The organism is Aromatoleum tolulyticum (assembly GCF_900156155.1).
GTDB classification, from domain to species: domain Bacteria; phylum Pseudomonadota; class Gammaproteobacteria; order Burkholderiales; family Rhodocyclaceae; genus Aromatoleum; species Aromatoleum tolulyticum.
Genome location: NZ_FTMD01000007.1, coordinates 51,526 through 65,315 on the forward strand (window position 1 = coordinate 51,526; position 13,790 = coordinate 65,315).

11 protein-coding genes are annotated in these 13,790 nt (G+C 69.4%); 4 read left to right on the top strand and 7 right to left on the bottom strand.

Annotated elements, in window-relative coordinates; translation table 11 throughout:
• Positions 1 to 175: 175 nt before the first annotated feature.
• Positions 176 to 643: a c-type cytochrome gene (locus BW991_RS11885; protein ID WP_076602331.1), complete on the top strand. Its 468-nt coding sequence runs from the start codon at positions 176 to 178 to the stop codon at positions 641 to 643.
• A gap of 19 nt (positions 644 to 662) precedes the next feature.
• Here BW991_RS11885 and BW991_RS11890 read toward each other — a convergent pair whose 3' ends face one another.
• A complete protein-coding gene (locus BW991_RS11890) occupies positions 663 to 1,220 on the bottom strand; it encodes a hypothetical protein (protein ID WP_076602332.1) in 558 nt (185 codons plus the stop codon).
• A 252-nt stretch (positions 1,221 to 1,472) separates the two neighbouring features.
• On the opposite strand from BW991_RS11890, the gene BW991_RS11895 reads away from it, so the two are divergent.
• Positions 1,473 to 3,320, top strand: a complete 1,848-nt coding sequence (locus BW991_RS11895) for a sensor histidine kinase (RefSeq protein WP_076602333.1) — start codon at positions 1,473 to 1,475, stop codon at positions 3,318 to 3,320.
• On the top strand, positions 3,304 to 3,936 hold the full coding sequence (locus tag BW991_RS11900) for a response regulator transcription factor (RefSeq protein ID WP_076602334.1): 633 nt from the start codon (positions 3,304 to 3,306) through the stop codon (positions 3,934 to 3,936). The genes BW991_RS11895 and BW991_RS11900 overlap by 17 nt, the downstream gene beginning before the upstream one ends.
• 4 nt (positions 3,937 to 3,940) lie before the next feature.
• On the opposite strand, the gene BW991_RS11905 is transcribed toward BW991_RS11900, so the two are convergent.
• From BW991_RS11905 to BW991_RS11925, 5 genes are all read right to left on the bottom strand, one after another.
• Positions 3,941 to 7,024, bottom strand: a complete 3,084-nt coding sequence (locus BW991_RS11905) for a molybdopterin dinucleotide binding domain-containing protein (RefSeq protein WP_076602335.1) — start codon at positions 7,022 to 7,024, stop codon at positions 3,941 to 3,943.
• 23 nt (positions 7,025 to 7,047) lie between these two features.
• Positions 7,048 to 8,145 carry an NrfD/PsrC family molybdoenzyme membrane anchor subunit gene (gene nrfD / locus BW991_RS11910; RefSeq protein ID WP_076602336.1) on the bottom strand — a complete coding sequence of 366 codons (1,098 nt, stop codon included), beginning with the start codon at positions 8,143 to 8,145 and terminating at the stop codon, positions 7,048 to 7,050.
• Between the two features lie 19 nt (positions 8,146 to 8,164).
• Positions 8,165 to 8,905 (bottom strand): sulfate reduction electron transfer complex DsrMKJOP subunit DsrO, encoded by a 741-nt coding sequence (gene dsrO, locus BW991_RS11915; RefSeq protein WP_076602337.1) that lies wholly within the window; start codon positions 8,903 to 8,905, stop codon positions 8,165 to 8,167.
• A gap of 237 nt (positions 8,906 to 9,142) precedes the next feature.
• Entirely contained in the window at positions 9,143 to 11,125 is a 1,983-nt protein-coding gene (locus BW991_RS11920; RefSeq protein WP_076602338.1) for a UvrD-helicase domain-containing protein, read from the bottom strand.
• A 242-nt stretch (positions 11,126 to 11,367) separates the two neighbouring features.
• Positions 11,368 to 12,051: a DUF4197 domain-containing protein gene (locus BW991_RS11925; RefSeq protein ID WP_076602339.1), complete on the bottom strand. Its 684-nt coding sequence runs from the start codon at positions 12,049 to 12,051 to the stop codon at positions 11,368 to 11,370.
• A gap of 148 nt (positions 12,052 to 12,199) precedes the next feature.
• On the opposite strand from BW991_RS11925, the gene dksA reads away from it, so the two are divergent.
• Positions 12,200 to 12,631 carry an RNA polymerase-binding protein DksA gene (gene dksA, locus BW991_RS11930; RefSeq protein WP_084205068.1) on the top strand — a complete coding sequence of 144 codons (432 nt, stop codon included), beginning with the start codon at positions 12,200 to 12,202 and terminating at the stop codon, positions 12,629 to 12,631.
• Positions 12,632 to 12,820: 189 nt separating this feature from the next.
• Here the strand turns inward: dksA and lipA are convergent, their stop codons facing one another.
• Positions 12,821 to 13,768 carry a lipoyl synthase gene (gene lipA, locus BW991_RS11935; protein WP_076602340.1) on the bottom strand — a complete coding sequence of 316 codons (948 nt, stop codon included), beginning with the start codon at positions 13,766 to 13,768 and terminating at the stop codon, positions 12,821 to 12,823.
• Positions 13,769 to 13,790: the final 22 nt, after the last annotated feature.

Below are 13,790 nucleotides of genomic sequence, written 5' to 3' on the forward strand. Positions count from 1 at the left end.
GAATCAGCCGGCGACGTCCCGGCTTTTTTGTTTGCGCGGCGCCGCGTGCGAGCCTGCGGGCAGGACTGCCCGCCGCGGGTAGGCCGGGCCGCCGGCTCGCATCCGCCACCCGGCCCGCGGCCGGCGTGGCGGCTATACTTCCGGCTTCCTCGAACAACATCAGCAAGGAGCCCGCATGTCCGCCCTGCGCCACCGGCCCACCCGGTCCCCCGACAGTCTCCCGCGCCGCGCCGCACTGCCCGCCCTCGCGCTGATCGCCGCGCTGCTGGGTGCCTGCAGCCAGCCGCAGCAGGGCGACCCGGAAGCCCGCGCCAGCCGCATCGAACCGGTCGCAAAGATCTCGCTGAAAGTGCAGAAGGTCGCGCCGGGCAGCCGCACCGGCGAACAGATCTACCAAGGCACCTGCGCCGGCTGCCACGCCGCGGGCGCACTCGGCGCACCGAAGACGGGCGATGCCGCCGCGTGGGCGCCGCGCATCGCACAGGGCTTCGATACGCTGACGAAAAACGCGATCGGCGGCATCCGCCAGATGCCGCCGCGCGGCGGCGGCGCCGATCTCACCGATACCGAGGTGCAGCGTGCGGTGGCCTACCTGGCGAACAGCGGCGGCGCGAAATTCGCGGAGCCGCCGGTCGCGAAATAAGACGGCGAGCGCCGGCTCCTCAGTAGACGACGCAGACCTCGCCCGAGATCTTCATGTCGACGGCGCCGGCGCAATTGACCGTGCCCTCGACTTCGAGGCGGCCCCCGCCGGTCGGCGAGAAGATGCCGCGTCCGCTCTGCGGCTCGGTGATCTCGCGGAAGCTGCCGTACTGCAGGTCCATGCCCGGAATGCCGCAGCTCGTGAATTGCGGCATGCCGTCGTAGCGGCTGAGCGCGACGACCTGCGAGTGCACGGCCTGCCCGAACTCCGACATCGTGTCTCCGCACACCAGCGTGTGCGTGAAGCCCCCGAAAGTGCCGTCCGGGTTGAAGAAGGCCTTGCCCTGGATGCCGCAGTTGAGCTTGAGCTGACCATCGATCTTGCCGGCGAGGACGCCCAGCGTGTCCCCCGGCCCGATGGCATTCGTCGTGATCTTCGCGCTGATGGGCGCGAGCCGCCCCTGGCAGGCACGTTCTTCGGCGCTCGCGGCACCGGACGTCAGGGCCAGTACCGCAACTGCGGCCGCCGCTGCGCCGCGGACCATGGAATTCACCAACACCGGATGCTTATTGTTCATCAGTTCAGTTCCACCGGAAATGTCGTTTCGAAGGCCCGCAGCTGCCATCCGGACGATGGCGGTCGGACAGGGAAATCCCGCGGAGCATTCTACGGAGACGCGTTGCGGGTGGGTGAAATCGCGCAGGTTATGCACAGCCAGCTGTGAAAAGCGTCACACCGCGCCCGTCGCGAGCCGTGCATCGCTACCCGCCGGCACCGGCCTCCATGACGGCCGCTTGACCGACCGCAGCGAACGCGGGATGCTTGCCCGATGCCTGCATACCCCGGCGTACGGCGCCTGCTCGGCGCCGTGCTGTTCCTCCTCGCCGCCCTCGCGCCGGCCCGCGCGACCCCGGCCGACGACGCCGCGGCGGTGCGCATCGGCGTGCTCGCCTTCCTCGGCACGGAAGCCGCCATCGGGGAATGGTCGCCGGTGCTGCGCCGACTGCAGGCCGCGCTGCCCGGGCACACGGTCAGCCTCGTGCAGCTCGACCACCGCGGCCTGCGCGACGCCGCCGCCGCGGGCGAGATCGATTTCCTCATCACCAACCCCGGCCACTACGTCGAACTCGAAGCCGAACTCGGCGCGAGCCGCATCCTGACGCTGGACCCCGGCCCGCCGCGCGCGCCCGAACGCTCGATCGGCTCCGCGGTGATCGTGAAGGCCGGCAACGGTGCCCTGCGCACGCTCGCGGACCTGCGCGGGCGGCGCGTCGCGGTCGTATCGACCGAGGGATTCGGCGGCTTCCAGACGATCTGGCGCGAACTCGCCGCACAGGGCATCGACCCGCAGCGCGACTTCGCCGAACTGAAGGTCGTCGGCCTGCCGATGACGGGCGTGTTCGAGGCCGTCGCACGCGGCGAGGCGGATGCCGGCATCGTGCGCAGCTGCCTGCTCGAGAGCCGCGCCGAATGGCGCACCGCCTTCACGGTGCTGGGTGCGCGCAGCGAGCCGGATTTCCCCTGCGCGACCTCGACACGGCTCTATCCCGACTGGCCGCTCGCGACCCTGCGCCACACCCCGCCCGCACTCGCCAAGGAAGTCACGCTCGCGCTGCTGGCGATGTCCGCCGCGCGCGACGGCATGGAATGGGCCGTCCCCGCCGACTACCAGGCCGTGCACGAGATGTTCCGCGAGCTGCAGATCGGCCCCTACGCCTACCTGCGCGAACCGACGCTGATGGTGCTGGCCGAGCGCTACTGGCGCTGGATCGCCGCGTTCGCGCTGCTGCTGGCCGCGTGGATCCTGTACACGGTGCGCGTCGAGCACCTCGTGCATGCGCGCACCGCCGAATTGCGCGCGGCGCTCGCGGCGCGCGAGGCCCTCGAGCTGCGCATCCGCGCCAACCAGGAACAGGCCGATCACCTCGCCCGCCTGTCGGTGCTGGGCGAGCTGTCCGGCACGCTCGCACACGAACTCAACCAGCCGCTCGCGACGATCGCCAATTACGCCCACAGCCTCATCCGCCGCAGCGACAACGGCCGCCTCACCGACGACGCCGTGCGCGAGGCCTCGGGCGAGATCGCCGGCCAGGCCGACCGCGCCGCCGGCATCCTCGGCCGCATCCGCGGCTTCGCCAAGAAACGCGCGGCGGTGCGCGAGCGCGTCGCCCCCGGAGCACTCGTCGTCGAAGCGGTCGCGCTGTTCCGCGGCATGCTCGCGAACGCGCCGGAAGTGTCCGTCGACGACACCTTGCCCGCCGACGCGATCGTCGAGGTCGATCCGCTGCAGATCCAGCAGGTGCTGCTGAACCTGCTCAAGAACGGGTACGATGCGGCGCGCGGCCTGCCGCCCGAGCGCCAGCGCCTGACGGTGCGAATCGACGAGGGCAAGGGCGACAGCGCCGGCCACGCGCGCATCGCCGTGCGCGACCACGGCAGCGGCCTCGACGCCACGGCGCGCGAGCGCCTGTTCGAGCCATTCTTCACGACCAAGGCGGACGGCCTCGGCCTCGGCCTGTCGATCTGCCGCACGATCGCCGAGGCCCACCGCGGCCGCCTGACCGTCGACGAGGACGCCGGCGGCGAGCCGGGCTGCGAATTCATCCTGAGCCTGCCGCTGGCGCCGTCCGCCAGCGAACCACCGGAGTGCCGAAGCGACCATGCTGCCGACCGATGAAGCCGTGATCCATGTCGTGGACGACGATGCGGCCTTCCGCCGCTCGCTGGTCTTCCTGCTCGAATCGGTCGGCTGGCGCGTCGCGAGTCACGCCTCGGCCGAGGACTTCCTCGCGACGCAGGCGAACTCGCCGGACGCGCCCGGCTGCCTCGTGCTCGACATCCGCATGCCGACGATGAGCGGGCTGGAGCTGCAGGAGCGCCTGCGGGCGGGCGGCGCGCTGCCGCCGATCGTCTTCATCACCGGCCACGGCGACGTCGAACTCGCGGTGCAGGCGATGAAGCACGGCGCGTTCGACTTCCTGCAGAAGCCGTTCAAGGATCAGGCGCTGCTCGACGCGGTCGCCACGGCCGTGCGGCGCGGCGCCGAAGACCGCTCGCGCCACGCGCAGCGCGACGAGGCGAAGGCACGCCTCGCCCGCCTGTCGCCGCGCGAGCTGGAAGTCGCGCGCCTGGTCGCGCAGGGCCTGCCCAACAAGCTCGTCGCGCGCGAGCTCGACATCAGCGAGAAGACGGTGCACGTGCACCGCCAGCACGTGATGGACAAGGCCGAGGTCGGCAGCGCCGCGGAACTCGCGCGCCTGATGCTGCGCGCCGACCCCGCGGCGCTCGACTGAAGGCTCAGATCTTCAGCAATCTCGCCGGCAGCCCGTTGCGCACCGAGGTGCCGGACACCGCATCGACCCAGAGCGCCTCGCCGCCGCGGGTCGGATCGACCAGGCCCAGATCGTTGAGGTTGATGCCCGCGCCGAGGTCCGGCCGCTGCGGCTGACGCGCGTCGCCGAACTTGTGCGCGCGCGCGCCGAGTTCGCGGTGGCCGTAGCCATGCTCGACCGCCAGCACGCCGCGCATCACGCCCGCATGCACGATCACGCGGCAGGTCGCCTCGCCGCCGGGCGTCTGCATGCGCGCGAGGTCTCCGGTCGCGAGGCCCAGGCGCGCGGCGTCCTCGGGATGCACGATCACCGGGTTGTCCGGGTGCAGCGACGTGATGCGCGTCGCGATGCTGTAGGAGTTCTGCAGCGCAGACTTGTAGCTCACCGCGAGCAGCGGCCAGTCGGCCTCCGTGTGCAGCGCACGCATCGGCGTGCCGTCGGCAAACGCCGGCGGCTGCCACGTCGCACAGCCGGCGAAGCGCCGGCCGGTGAGGCTGTTCTTCGCCCCGCCGACATTGTCGTTCCACAACCACAGCGCATTGCTGAAGCGGTTGGCCTGCCACTCGGGATTCGCCGCGTCCTGCGCCTCGCCGGCCGACTGGTAGCGGCCGCCACGGGTGTACAGGAAGGCGACCTTGCGCCACTCATCCTCCTTCAGCGTCGCCTCCAGCAGCGGGCGCAGGCGCGCCACGCCCGAGAACTCGAGATCCTCGTCGCTCGCATCCCCGACCGGCGCCTTGCCGAGGAAGGCGACGTTCGCGCCGCCGCGCAGGTACCAGTGCTCGGGGCGCTCCAGCGGCAGGCGCTGGCCGTCCATGTCGGCGAGCCCCTCCGGCCCGAAGCCCGGCAGCGCCATCGCCTTTGCCAGCGCGATGAAGAAGGTCTCCATGCCGATCGCGTCGCCCTCGGGGGTATGGGTCGCCTTCGGCTCGACCACCGGCCAGCGCGCGGTCGTCGCCTTCGTCGGCACCCCGTTCCACGGCGCACTCCAGCCCCAGCTCTCGTACATCAGCGAATCCGGCACGATGTAGTCGGCGAAGGCGTTGCTCTCGTTGATCAGCGGGTCGACCGACACGATCAGCGGGATCTTCTTCGGATCGGCGAGATCCTTCTCGATCAGCGGGCGTACGCCGGGCAGGCCGTACACCGGGTTCGCGCTCCACAGCACCAGCGCCTTGATCCCGTAGGGGTAGCCGCGCAGCATCGCCGGGAACCACTCGGTGACGAGGCCCGGCGCGTTCGGGAACCACGCGTCGCGCGCCGGGTAGGGCTTGCCTTCGGCCTTGCGGCGCGCGAACTCGGCGGATTTCTCGTACGGCACGTTGCGCCCGAGAGGCGTGCCCCGGGGCTTGACCATCCCGGGGAAGGTCTCGAGGTCGTAGCGCGGGCCGGCGCCGGCGTCCTTGAAGCCGCCGCCATTGACGACGAAGCCGCCCTTCCAGTTGAGGTTGCCGATCAACGCATTGAGCGTGACGACCGCGTAGGCGTTGTAGAAGCCATTGCCCGCCATCATGCCGCCGTGCGCGATCGCGCAGGCCTTGCGGCCGTGGCGGCTGAATTCGTCGGCGAGGCCCGTGATCACCGCCTCGGGCACGCCGCAGATCGCCGCGTACTCTGCCAGACTCTGCTTCAGCGCCGATTCGCGCAGCAGTTCGTACGAAGTCTTCAGCGCCAGCGCCTTGTCTCCGACCATCACCGCCCCGCCCGCTTCGAGCGGCGCGGCACCGCTCGCCGTCTCGGCCGGCACCGGCCGGCCGGCCGGACCCAGCACCAGGTAGGGGTCGGCTTCCTTGTACTTGTCCTCCTCGGCCACCGTCATGCCGATGTCCGAGCCGCGCAGGAAGCGCCCTTCGCGCGGATGCCCCTTCTCGGCGACCACCAGCCAGCTCGCGTTGGTGAAGGACGGCTCGCCCGCGGCTTCCGCCGCCTGCAGGTTCGGATACGCGAGATAGGCGGTGTTCACGCGGCCGTGCTCGAACATCCAGCGCATCATGCCCATCACCAGCGCGCCGTCGGTGCCGGGGCGAATCGGCACCCAGCGCCCGCGCTCGCCCGCCGCGCGGTTGTCGGCGTTGGTCAGCACCGGATCGACGACGACGTACTCCAGCCGCCCTTCGCTGCGCCCCTGCGCGAGCAGCGTGCCGGTGCGCTTGAAGGGATTGCCGGCGTTGCCCGGCGCGGTGCCGATGAAGATCACGAACTCGGCGTGCGCCAGATCCGGCTTCGCGTGCGGCATCTTCTTCATGTCGCCGAACAGCGCGCCAGAGCCGGAGCGGTAGGCGCCGCCGCAGTACGAGCCGTGGCCGACGAAGTTCAGCGTGCCGTAGGCCTGGTTCCAGAAGCGGCGCGCGAAGGCCTCGCGGCCGTCATTGACGCTGGAGATCAGCGCGACCTGATTCACCTTCGGCCCCAGCTCGGGTGCGGCCGCGTCGATCGGCGTCGCGAGGTCGCGCAGCGCCCGGAAGCCGTCGACGTGCCCCTCGCCGAACAGGTCGCCGCCGTCGACGAGCTCGCGCACGAGCTGCTCGAACGAAATCGGCTGCCACTTGCCGCCGTTGCGCGGCCCGACGCGCTTCAACGGTGTCCGCACGCGGAACGGCGAATCGATCTGGTCCATCGCCGCGTTGCCACGCCCGCAGGCGGTCGAGCGCCCCGCCAGCCCCTTGTCCTGGAAGCGCGACAGCGCGACGAAGCTCTCCTTCACCGAGGCCTTCATCGGCAGGTGCGGTTCGGTCGACAGCGGGCTGTAAGGGTTGCCCGCGACGCGGATCACCTTGCCGCTCGCCTTGTCGACGCGCACGCGCACGCCGCACTGCGTCGTGCAGCCAAGGCAGGCGGTGTAGCTCACCTGCTGGTTCGGATTCAGGCGCAACTCGCCGGTCGCGTGATCCACGCTGAATTCCGGCTCGGCCGAACGGCCGTGGATGCCGTGCGCCACCGGTTCGTCCGCGACGAGGCCGGACACCATGCGGCCGAAGGTCTGGGAGAAGCCCGCGGCGAAGGCGGCCAGGCCCCCGGCTGCGATCAGTTCGCGACGTTCGATTTTCATGATCTGGTTTCCCTTGATCCGATTCACGCGCCGGCACGGTCCGGCCGCCCGATGCGCTCCAGCGGCAGCAACGTCGTCAGCGCGACGAAGAGGAAGATCCACAACCCGGCCGTGCCGACGATGCCCATCAGGCCCTCGGGGCCGAGCGGAAGCTGGTAGCTGTAGTAGCCGGCGCCGGTCTTGGGCAGCTCCTGCCCGCCGATGAAGATCGTCCAGCGCATCATCCACGCCGAATGCAGCGCGAGCAGCCCGATCGCCAGACCCGAGCCGGGGCGCAGCAGCGCCAGCGCGAGCGTAACGGCCGTCGCGACCACCGCCCACGCCGCGCTCAGCTGCCAGTTCGCCGACGGCGCCACCTCGGCCAGCGCCTGCGCATGCACCGGCGACATCCCGCTCATGCCCAGCACGAGCCACACCGCGCCGACGAGCAGCGCGGCACACTGCGTGAGCGCCAGCGCGATCGCCATGCGCCGGGTCGCCGCCGGATCGCCGCCGCCCGGCAGGGCGCGGTTGAACACCAGCGCGAGACCCAGCCCGCCCGCCACCGCGGTGACGAAGAACTGCACCGGCAGCAGCGGCGTGTGCCACAGCGGACGGGCGCGCACCAGCATCACCTCGACGCCGGTGTACAGCGCGACCAGCGCCGCGCCGATAAAGGCGAGCAGCGCCGCCGCGACCAGCGCCTTGCGGCTCTCGTGCCCGCCGTAGGCGAGCCGGCGCGCGAGGCCGGCGAGCCGGCCGCCTTCGTCCGCATGCCGCGCGAGCGTCGGACGGAAGGCGAGCCACGCGTACAGGATCAGCCCGGTGAGATACACGGGGATGAAGAACGCGCCCCACGACATCCACGAACTGGGCGTGAAGTAGGCGTAGAAGTGCCAGAAGCGCCCCGGCTGATGCAGGTCGGCGAGCAGCGCGACCGGCGCGGTCAGCCCGCACAGCAGCGCCGCGAGCAGCGCCAGGCGCGAGATGCCTTCCCAGCCGCGGCGGCGGAACACCAGCCCGGGCAGCGACACGAGATAGGCGCCGTAGGACAGGCCGATGAGGAAGAAGTACTGCACCGCCCACGGCAGCCACGCGACCTCGCGCGCGACATTGACGGTTTCGACGATATCCGGGGTCATGATCGCTCTCCTGTTCGCGTCACGCGTGGGCCTTGCGCGGCTGCCACAACGTGCCCTGGCCCTGGACCCTGCCCTGGAAGCGCTCGTCGAGGCCGATGTAGAACACGCGCGGCTCGGTACCCTGTTCGGGCTTCAGCACCTTCACCTCGGCCTTGGCGGCATCGAGCCGGCGGCGCAGCTCGCCCTGCGGGTCGTTCAGGTCGCCGAAGATGCGCGCCCCGCCGACGCAGGTCTCGACGCACGCCGGCAGCAGCCCCGCATCCACGCGATGCGCGCAGAAGGTGCATTTGTCGGCCTTGTTGCTCGCGTGATTGATGAAGCGCGCGTCGTACGGGCAGGCCTGCACGCAGTACGCGCAGCCGACGCAGCGCTCGCCGTCGACCGCGACGATGCCGTCCTCGCGCTTGAAGGTCGCCCCGACCGGGCACACCGGGATGCACGGCGGCTCCTCGCAGTGGTTGCACAGGCGCGGCAGCATGTAGGTGCCCGCCGGCTGCTCGGCATCGGCGAGTTTGACGCTGTAGGTCGACACGACGGTGCGGAAGCTGCCCTCCGGCACCGCGTTTTCCTGGATGCACGCGACGGTGCAGGCCTGGCAGCCGATGCACTTGCGCACATCGACGAGCATCGCCCAGTGATGTCGCCCGTGGGCCGCCAGCGCCGGCGCCGGCAGGGCGGCCGCGGCGGCGGTGAGCACCGGGATGCCGCGCAGGAAGGCGCGGCGGGAGGCCGACACTTCACGCGGATCTTGCTCTTTCATGACAACGCTCCAAGGGGTTGGGAGTCGCTGTCACTCTAGGCCCGCGCGTAAACGGCCGAAATTGGAGGGATGAAGAAGCGCGCTAGACGCTTTTCCCTATTGCCGCGGGGCAAATTCCCCAGTCATTGATCCGCAAGGTGCGGACTGGGTGCGCGGAAACCCTGCGATCGCCCTGTGAAGCACCGAGGCGAACCGGGATAGCGGGCGCCGCCGCAATCGGAGGGACTCAGGAAGGCCTCAGCGGCCTTCCAGCATCGCCATCAGGTTCGCGATGCGCGCACGCCCCTCTTCCTTCGTCACCGGCGCATTCGTCTTGCGGTCGCTCATCCTGATATCGCCGCCCATCTCGGCGATGAAGCGCGACGGCTCGCAGGTGCGCGTCTCCTTGCCCGCCTTGCGCCGCTCGCACCAGGTAATGTTGAGCGTGCGCTGCGCGCGCGTGATGCCCACGTACATCAGGCGGCGCTCCTCATCCACCTTGTCCTCGTCGATCGAGGACTGGTGCGGCAACAGGCCTTCCTCGACGCCGACCAGGAACACGTGCTTGAACTCCAGCCCCTTCGACGCGTGCAGGGTCGCCAGCTGCACGCCGTCGAACTCGGCGTCGTCCTTGTCCAGCATTGAGATCAGCGCGATCGTCTGGGTGAGCTCGATCAGGTTCTTGCCGTCCGCCTCGCCCTTGCGGCCCAGCCAGCCGACGAAGTCGCGCACGTTGCTCCACTTCGACTCCGCCTCGCGCGTGTCGAGGTGCTCGAACAGCCACGCCTCGTAGCGGATCGCCGCGAGCAGGTCCTCCAGCACGCGCGCGGCCGGCTCGCGGCGGGCGCGGTACTGCATGCGGTTGATGAAGTTGCCGAACTCCTGCAGCTGCTCGAGCTGGCGCGCGTTGAGCGCATGCGCCGCGCCTTCCTCGAACACCGCCGCGAACAGGCTCACGTGGCGCCGCCCGGCGTAGTTGCCGATCGCCTCGATCGTCGCCGCGCCGACCCCGCGTCGCGGCGTCGTGATCGCGCGGATGAAGGCCAAATCGTCGTCCTCGTTCATCAGCAGGCGCAGCCACGACATCAGGTCGCGGATCTCCGCCTTGTCGAAGAAGGACTGCCCGCCCGACATCACGTAGGGGATCTTCTGGTTCCTGAGCTGCTGCTCGATCAAGCGCGCCTGATGGTTGCCGCGGTACAGGATCGCGTAGTCCGAGAACTTGGTGCGGTGCTCGAACTTGTGCGCGCTGATCTTGGAGGCGACCCACTCCGCCTCGTGATCCGCGTCGCGGCACGCCGTCACCGCAATCTGCTCGCCGTCGCCGTGCTCGGACCACAGGCGCTTCTCGAACAGCTTCTCGTTGTTCGCGATCACGGTGTTTGCCGCGGTGAGGATGCGCCGCGACGAGCGGTAGTTCTGCTCCAGCTTGATGACCTTCAGCTTCGGATAATCCTGCTGCAGCAGCTTCAGGTTCTCGACGTCCGCGCCGCGCCACGCATAGATCGCCTGGTCGTCGTCGCCCACCGCAGTGAACGCCCCACGCACGCCGGAGAGCTGGCGCAGCAGCCGGTACTGCGCCTTGTTCGTATCCTGGTACTCATCGACGAGCAGGTAGCGCAGCTTGTTCTGCCAGCGCTCGCGCACGTCCGGATTCTCCTCCAGCAGGCGCACCGGCAGCGAGATCAGGTCGTCGAAATCCACCGCCTGATACGCGCGCAAGGTGCGCTCGTATTCCGCGTACAGCATCGCCGCGGCCGACGAGATCTCGTCGTCGGCGAGCTGCGCGGCCTCGGCCGGCGTGATCATCGCGTTCTTCCAGCCCGAGATCTGCCACTGCATCGCCTTCGAGCGTGCCTTGTCGGAGTCGCGTGAGATGTCGGCGACGATCTGCACCGTGTCGGACGCGTCGAGGATCGAGAACTGCGGCTTCAGCCCGCAGTGCACCGCCTCCTGGCGGATCATCCGCACCCCCAGCGCGTGGAAGGTGCACACGGTGAGCCCGCCCGGTGCGCGCCCGCCCATCAGGCCCGCGACGCGCTCCTGCATCTCCTTCGCCGCCTTGTTGGTGAAGGTGATCGCCGCGATGTTCGACGGGCTCAGCCCGCACTCGTTGATCAGGTGCGCGATCTTGTGCGTGATCACCCGCGTCTTGCCGCTGCCGGCGCCGGCCAGCACGAGGCTCGGTCCGTCGAGGTAGCGGATCGCTTCGCGCTGCGGGGCATTCAGGAGAGCGGACATGGGCGTTGCGGACGGGACTGCGCTGAGGAAAAAGACGGCGCCGCCCACGGGCGGCGCCAAGCCGGATTTTACCGCATCGCCTCCGCCGCATCGGCCCGCTTACAACCCGATGCGGGCGCGACCCGTCTGACGTAGGGCGGATGAGCGCAGCGTTATCCGCCGAATGTGCAGCATCCGCGGTTCGCATACGGCGGAAGGCGCTTTGCTTTTCCGCCCTACCCCCCCTACAGTCGCTGCAGTCCCTACTGCCCCAGCATCCCGAACACCTTCTGCGCCAGCGACCCCGCAGCCTGCACCGGATTCCTGCGGATCGCCTTTTCCTCCTCGCCGATCATCAGGTACAGGCCGTCGAGCGCCTTGCGCGTCACGTAGCCCTCGATCTGCGCGTCCTCGCTCTTCACCAGGCCGAAGCCCGCGGCCTGGCCGGCGAGCTTGTTGTACTGCTCGGCGAGCGCCAGCCGGTCGGTGCTCTGCTTCACGACGGGCAGGAACTTCTCCGCGAGGCGCGTCTGCGTCTTCGACTTGAAGTAGCGCGTCGCCGAATCGTCGCCCCCGCTCAGGATGGTGCGCGCATCCTCGACCGACATCTGCTTCACCGCGTCGACCAGCAGGGTCTTCGCCTCGGGCACCGCCGCCTCGGCGGCGCGGTTCATCGCCGTCACGAGCTGGTCGAAGTCCTTGCCGCGGCCGGCCATGCGCATCACCGGCTCGACCTGCGCGAGCCCGTCGGGCAGCGGTATCCTCACCTTCTTGTTGGCGAGGAAACCGTCCTTGCGGCCCAGCATCTCGACCGCGCGCCCGGCGCCCTGCGTCAGTGCCTCGCGCAGCCCGCCGGAGGCCTCGGAGTCGGTGATGTTCCCCAGTCCGGCCGCCCAAGCCGGCACACAGATGACAAGCAGGGCGAAAGCTCGCAGAATGCAACGCATGACGGTCTCCAGGGACGGGTTTCACTCGAAGCGCCCGTGAGCATACCCCCGTGACGGGTAACGTGCGCGTGCCGGAGTTACCCTTTTTTCATTTATTGGACTTGGCCCCGAGGCACCGCGGTGCAAGGGGTGGCAACACGGAGAACTCATGATGACGGCAACTGCCACACGCAACGGCACACTCTCCGAAGCCGAACTGCTGGCGATGTCGGCGGACGACTACATGAACGCCGCGCAGCTCGAATTCTTCCGCCGGCGCCTGCTCCAGCTGCAGGCCGAGCTGCGCGAAAACAGCGAGGAAACCCGCTCGCACCTGCGCGAAACCGTCGCGACCCCGGACGAGGCCGACCGCGCGACGCAGGAAGAGGAACAGGTGCTGGAACAACGCATCCGCGACCGCGAACTGAAGCTGCTGCACAAGGTGGAAGCCGCGCTGCGCCGCATCGAGGACGGCAGCTACGGCTACTGCGAGGTCAGCGGCGAACCGATCGGCGTCGGCCGCCTGCTCGCGCGTCCGACCGCGACGCTGAGCATCGAGGAGCAGGAACGGCACGAGCGCGAGGAACGCCTTTACCGCTAAAGGGGAAGGGCGCGGCCGGGGGGCTTCCCCCCGGTTCCGCGCCCGTCTGCGTTAACGGCCAAGTTCGGGGCTTGTGAAGAAATCGTAGCGAGCGGCCCGAGTTCGGCCCGAGAAGCGCAGTCGTACAAGCGGTACGACGAGCATCACAGGGGCGAAATCGGGTCGCGCAGTAGATTTATTCGCAAGCTCTCAGACCACGCCGGCGCCGTGCGCCTGCTGGTCGGCCCAGTAGCTCGACCGCACCATCGGGCCGCAGGCGGCGTTCTTGAAGCCCATCTTCAGCGCTTCGGTCTCGAACATCTTGAAGGTGTCCGGGTGCACGTAGCGCAGCACCGGCAGGTGGCCGGTCGACGGCTGCAGGTACTGGCCGATCGTCAGCATCTCCACGTCGTGCGCGCGCAGGTCGCGCATCACCTCGAGGATCTCCTCGTCGGTCTCGCCGAGCCCCACCATCAGGCCGGACTTCGTCGGCACCTCCGGGTGGCGCGCCTTGAATTCCTTGAGCAGCTTCAGCGAATACGCGTAATCGGCACCGGGGCGGGCCTGCTTGTACAGGCGCGGCACCGTCTCGAGGTTGTGGTTCATCACGTCCGGCGGCGCCTGGTCGAAGATCTCCAGCGCGATCTCCATGCGGCCGCGGAAGTCCGGCACCAGCACCTCGATCGCGGTCTTCGGCGAAGCGGCGCGCGTCTCGCGGATGCATTCGACGAAGTGCTGGGCGCCGCCGTCGCGCAGGTCGTCACGGTCGACGCTGGTGATCACGACGTAGTTGAGGCGCATCGCGGCGATCGTCGCCGCAAGATCCTTCGGCTCGTCGGCGTTCAAGGGCTCGGGACGGCCGTGGCCGACGTCGCAGAACGGGCAGCGGCGCGTGCAGATGTCGCCCATGATCATGAAGGTCGCCGTGCCCTTGCCGAAGCATTCGTGGATGTTCGGACAGGAAGCTTCCTCGCACACCGTGTGCAGCTTGTGGTCGCGCAGCGTCGCCTTGATCTCGTTGAAGCGTTCGGCCTCCTGGCCGGCGCCCAGCTTGATGCGGATCCACTCCGGCTTCTTCAGCCGCTCGGCGGGCACGATCTTGATCGGGATGCGCGCGGTCTTCTCTGCGCCACGCTGCTTGCGGTTCTCGTTTTCCATGCAATGTCTCTCGTCTCTTCGG

Excerpts from the sequence above, each read along its gene's own strand:
- BW991_RS11885 (WP_076602331.1), top strand. The coding sequence starts at position 176 with ATGTCCGCCCTGCGCCACCGGCCCACCCGGTCCCCCGACAGTCTCCCG.
- BW991_RS11890 (WP_076602332.1), bottom strand. The coding sequence starts at position 1,220 with ATGAACAATAAGCATCCGGTGTTGGTGAATTCCATGGTCCGCGGCGCA.
- BW991_RS11895 (WP_076602333.1), top strand. The coding sequence starts at position 1,473 with ATGCCTGCATACCCCGGCGTACGGCGCCTGCTCGGCGCCGTGCTGTTC.
- BW991_RS11900 (WP_076602334.1), top strand. The coding sequence starts at position 3,304 with ATGCTGCCGACCGATGAAGCCGTGATCCATGTCGTGGACGACGATGCG.
- BW991_RS11905 (WP_076602335.1), bottom strand. The coding sequence starts at position 7,024 with ATGAAAATCGAACGTCGCGAACTGATCGCAGCCGGGGGCCTGGCCGCC.
- nrfD (WP_076602336.1), bottom strand. The coding sequence starts at position 8,145 with ATGACCCCGGATATCGTCGAAACCGTCAATGTCGCGCGCGAGGTCGCG.
- dsrO (WP_076602337.1), bottom strand. The coding sequence starts at position 8,905 with ATGAAAGAGCAAGATCCGCGTGAAGTGTCGGCCTCCCGCCGCGCCTTC.
- BW991_RS11920 (WP_076602338.1), bottom strand. The coding sequence starts at position 11,125 with ATGTCCGCTCTCCTGAATGCCCCGCAGCGCGAAGCGATCCGCTACCTC.
- BW991_RS11925 (WP_076602339.1), bottom strand. The coding sequence starts at position 12,051 with ATGCGTTGCATTCTGCGAGCTTTCGCCCTGCTTGTCATCTGTGTGCCG.
- dksA (WP_084205068.1), top strand. The coding sequence starts at position 12,200 with ATGATGACGGCAACTGCCACACGCAACGGCACACTCTCCGAAGCCGAA.
- lipA (WP_076602340.1), bottom strand. The coding sequence starts at position 13,768 with ATGGAAAACGAGAACCGCAAGCAGCGTGGCGCAGAGAAGACCGCGCGC.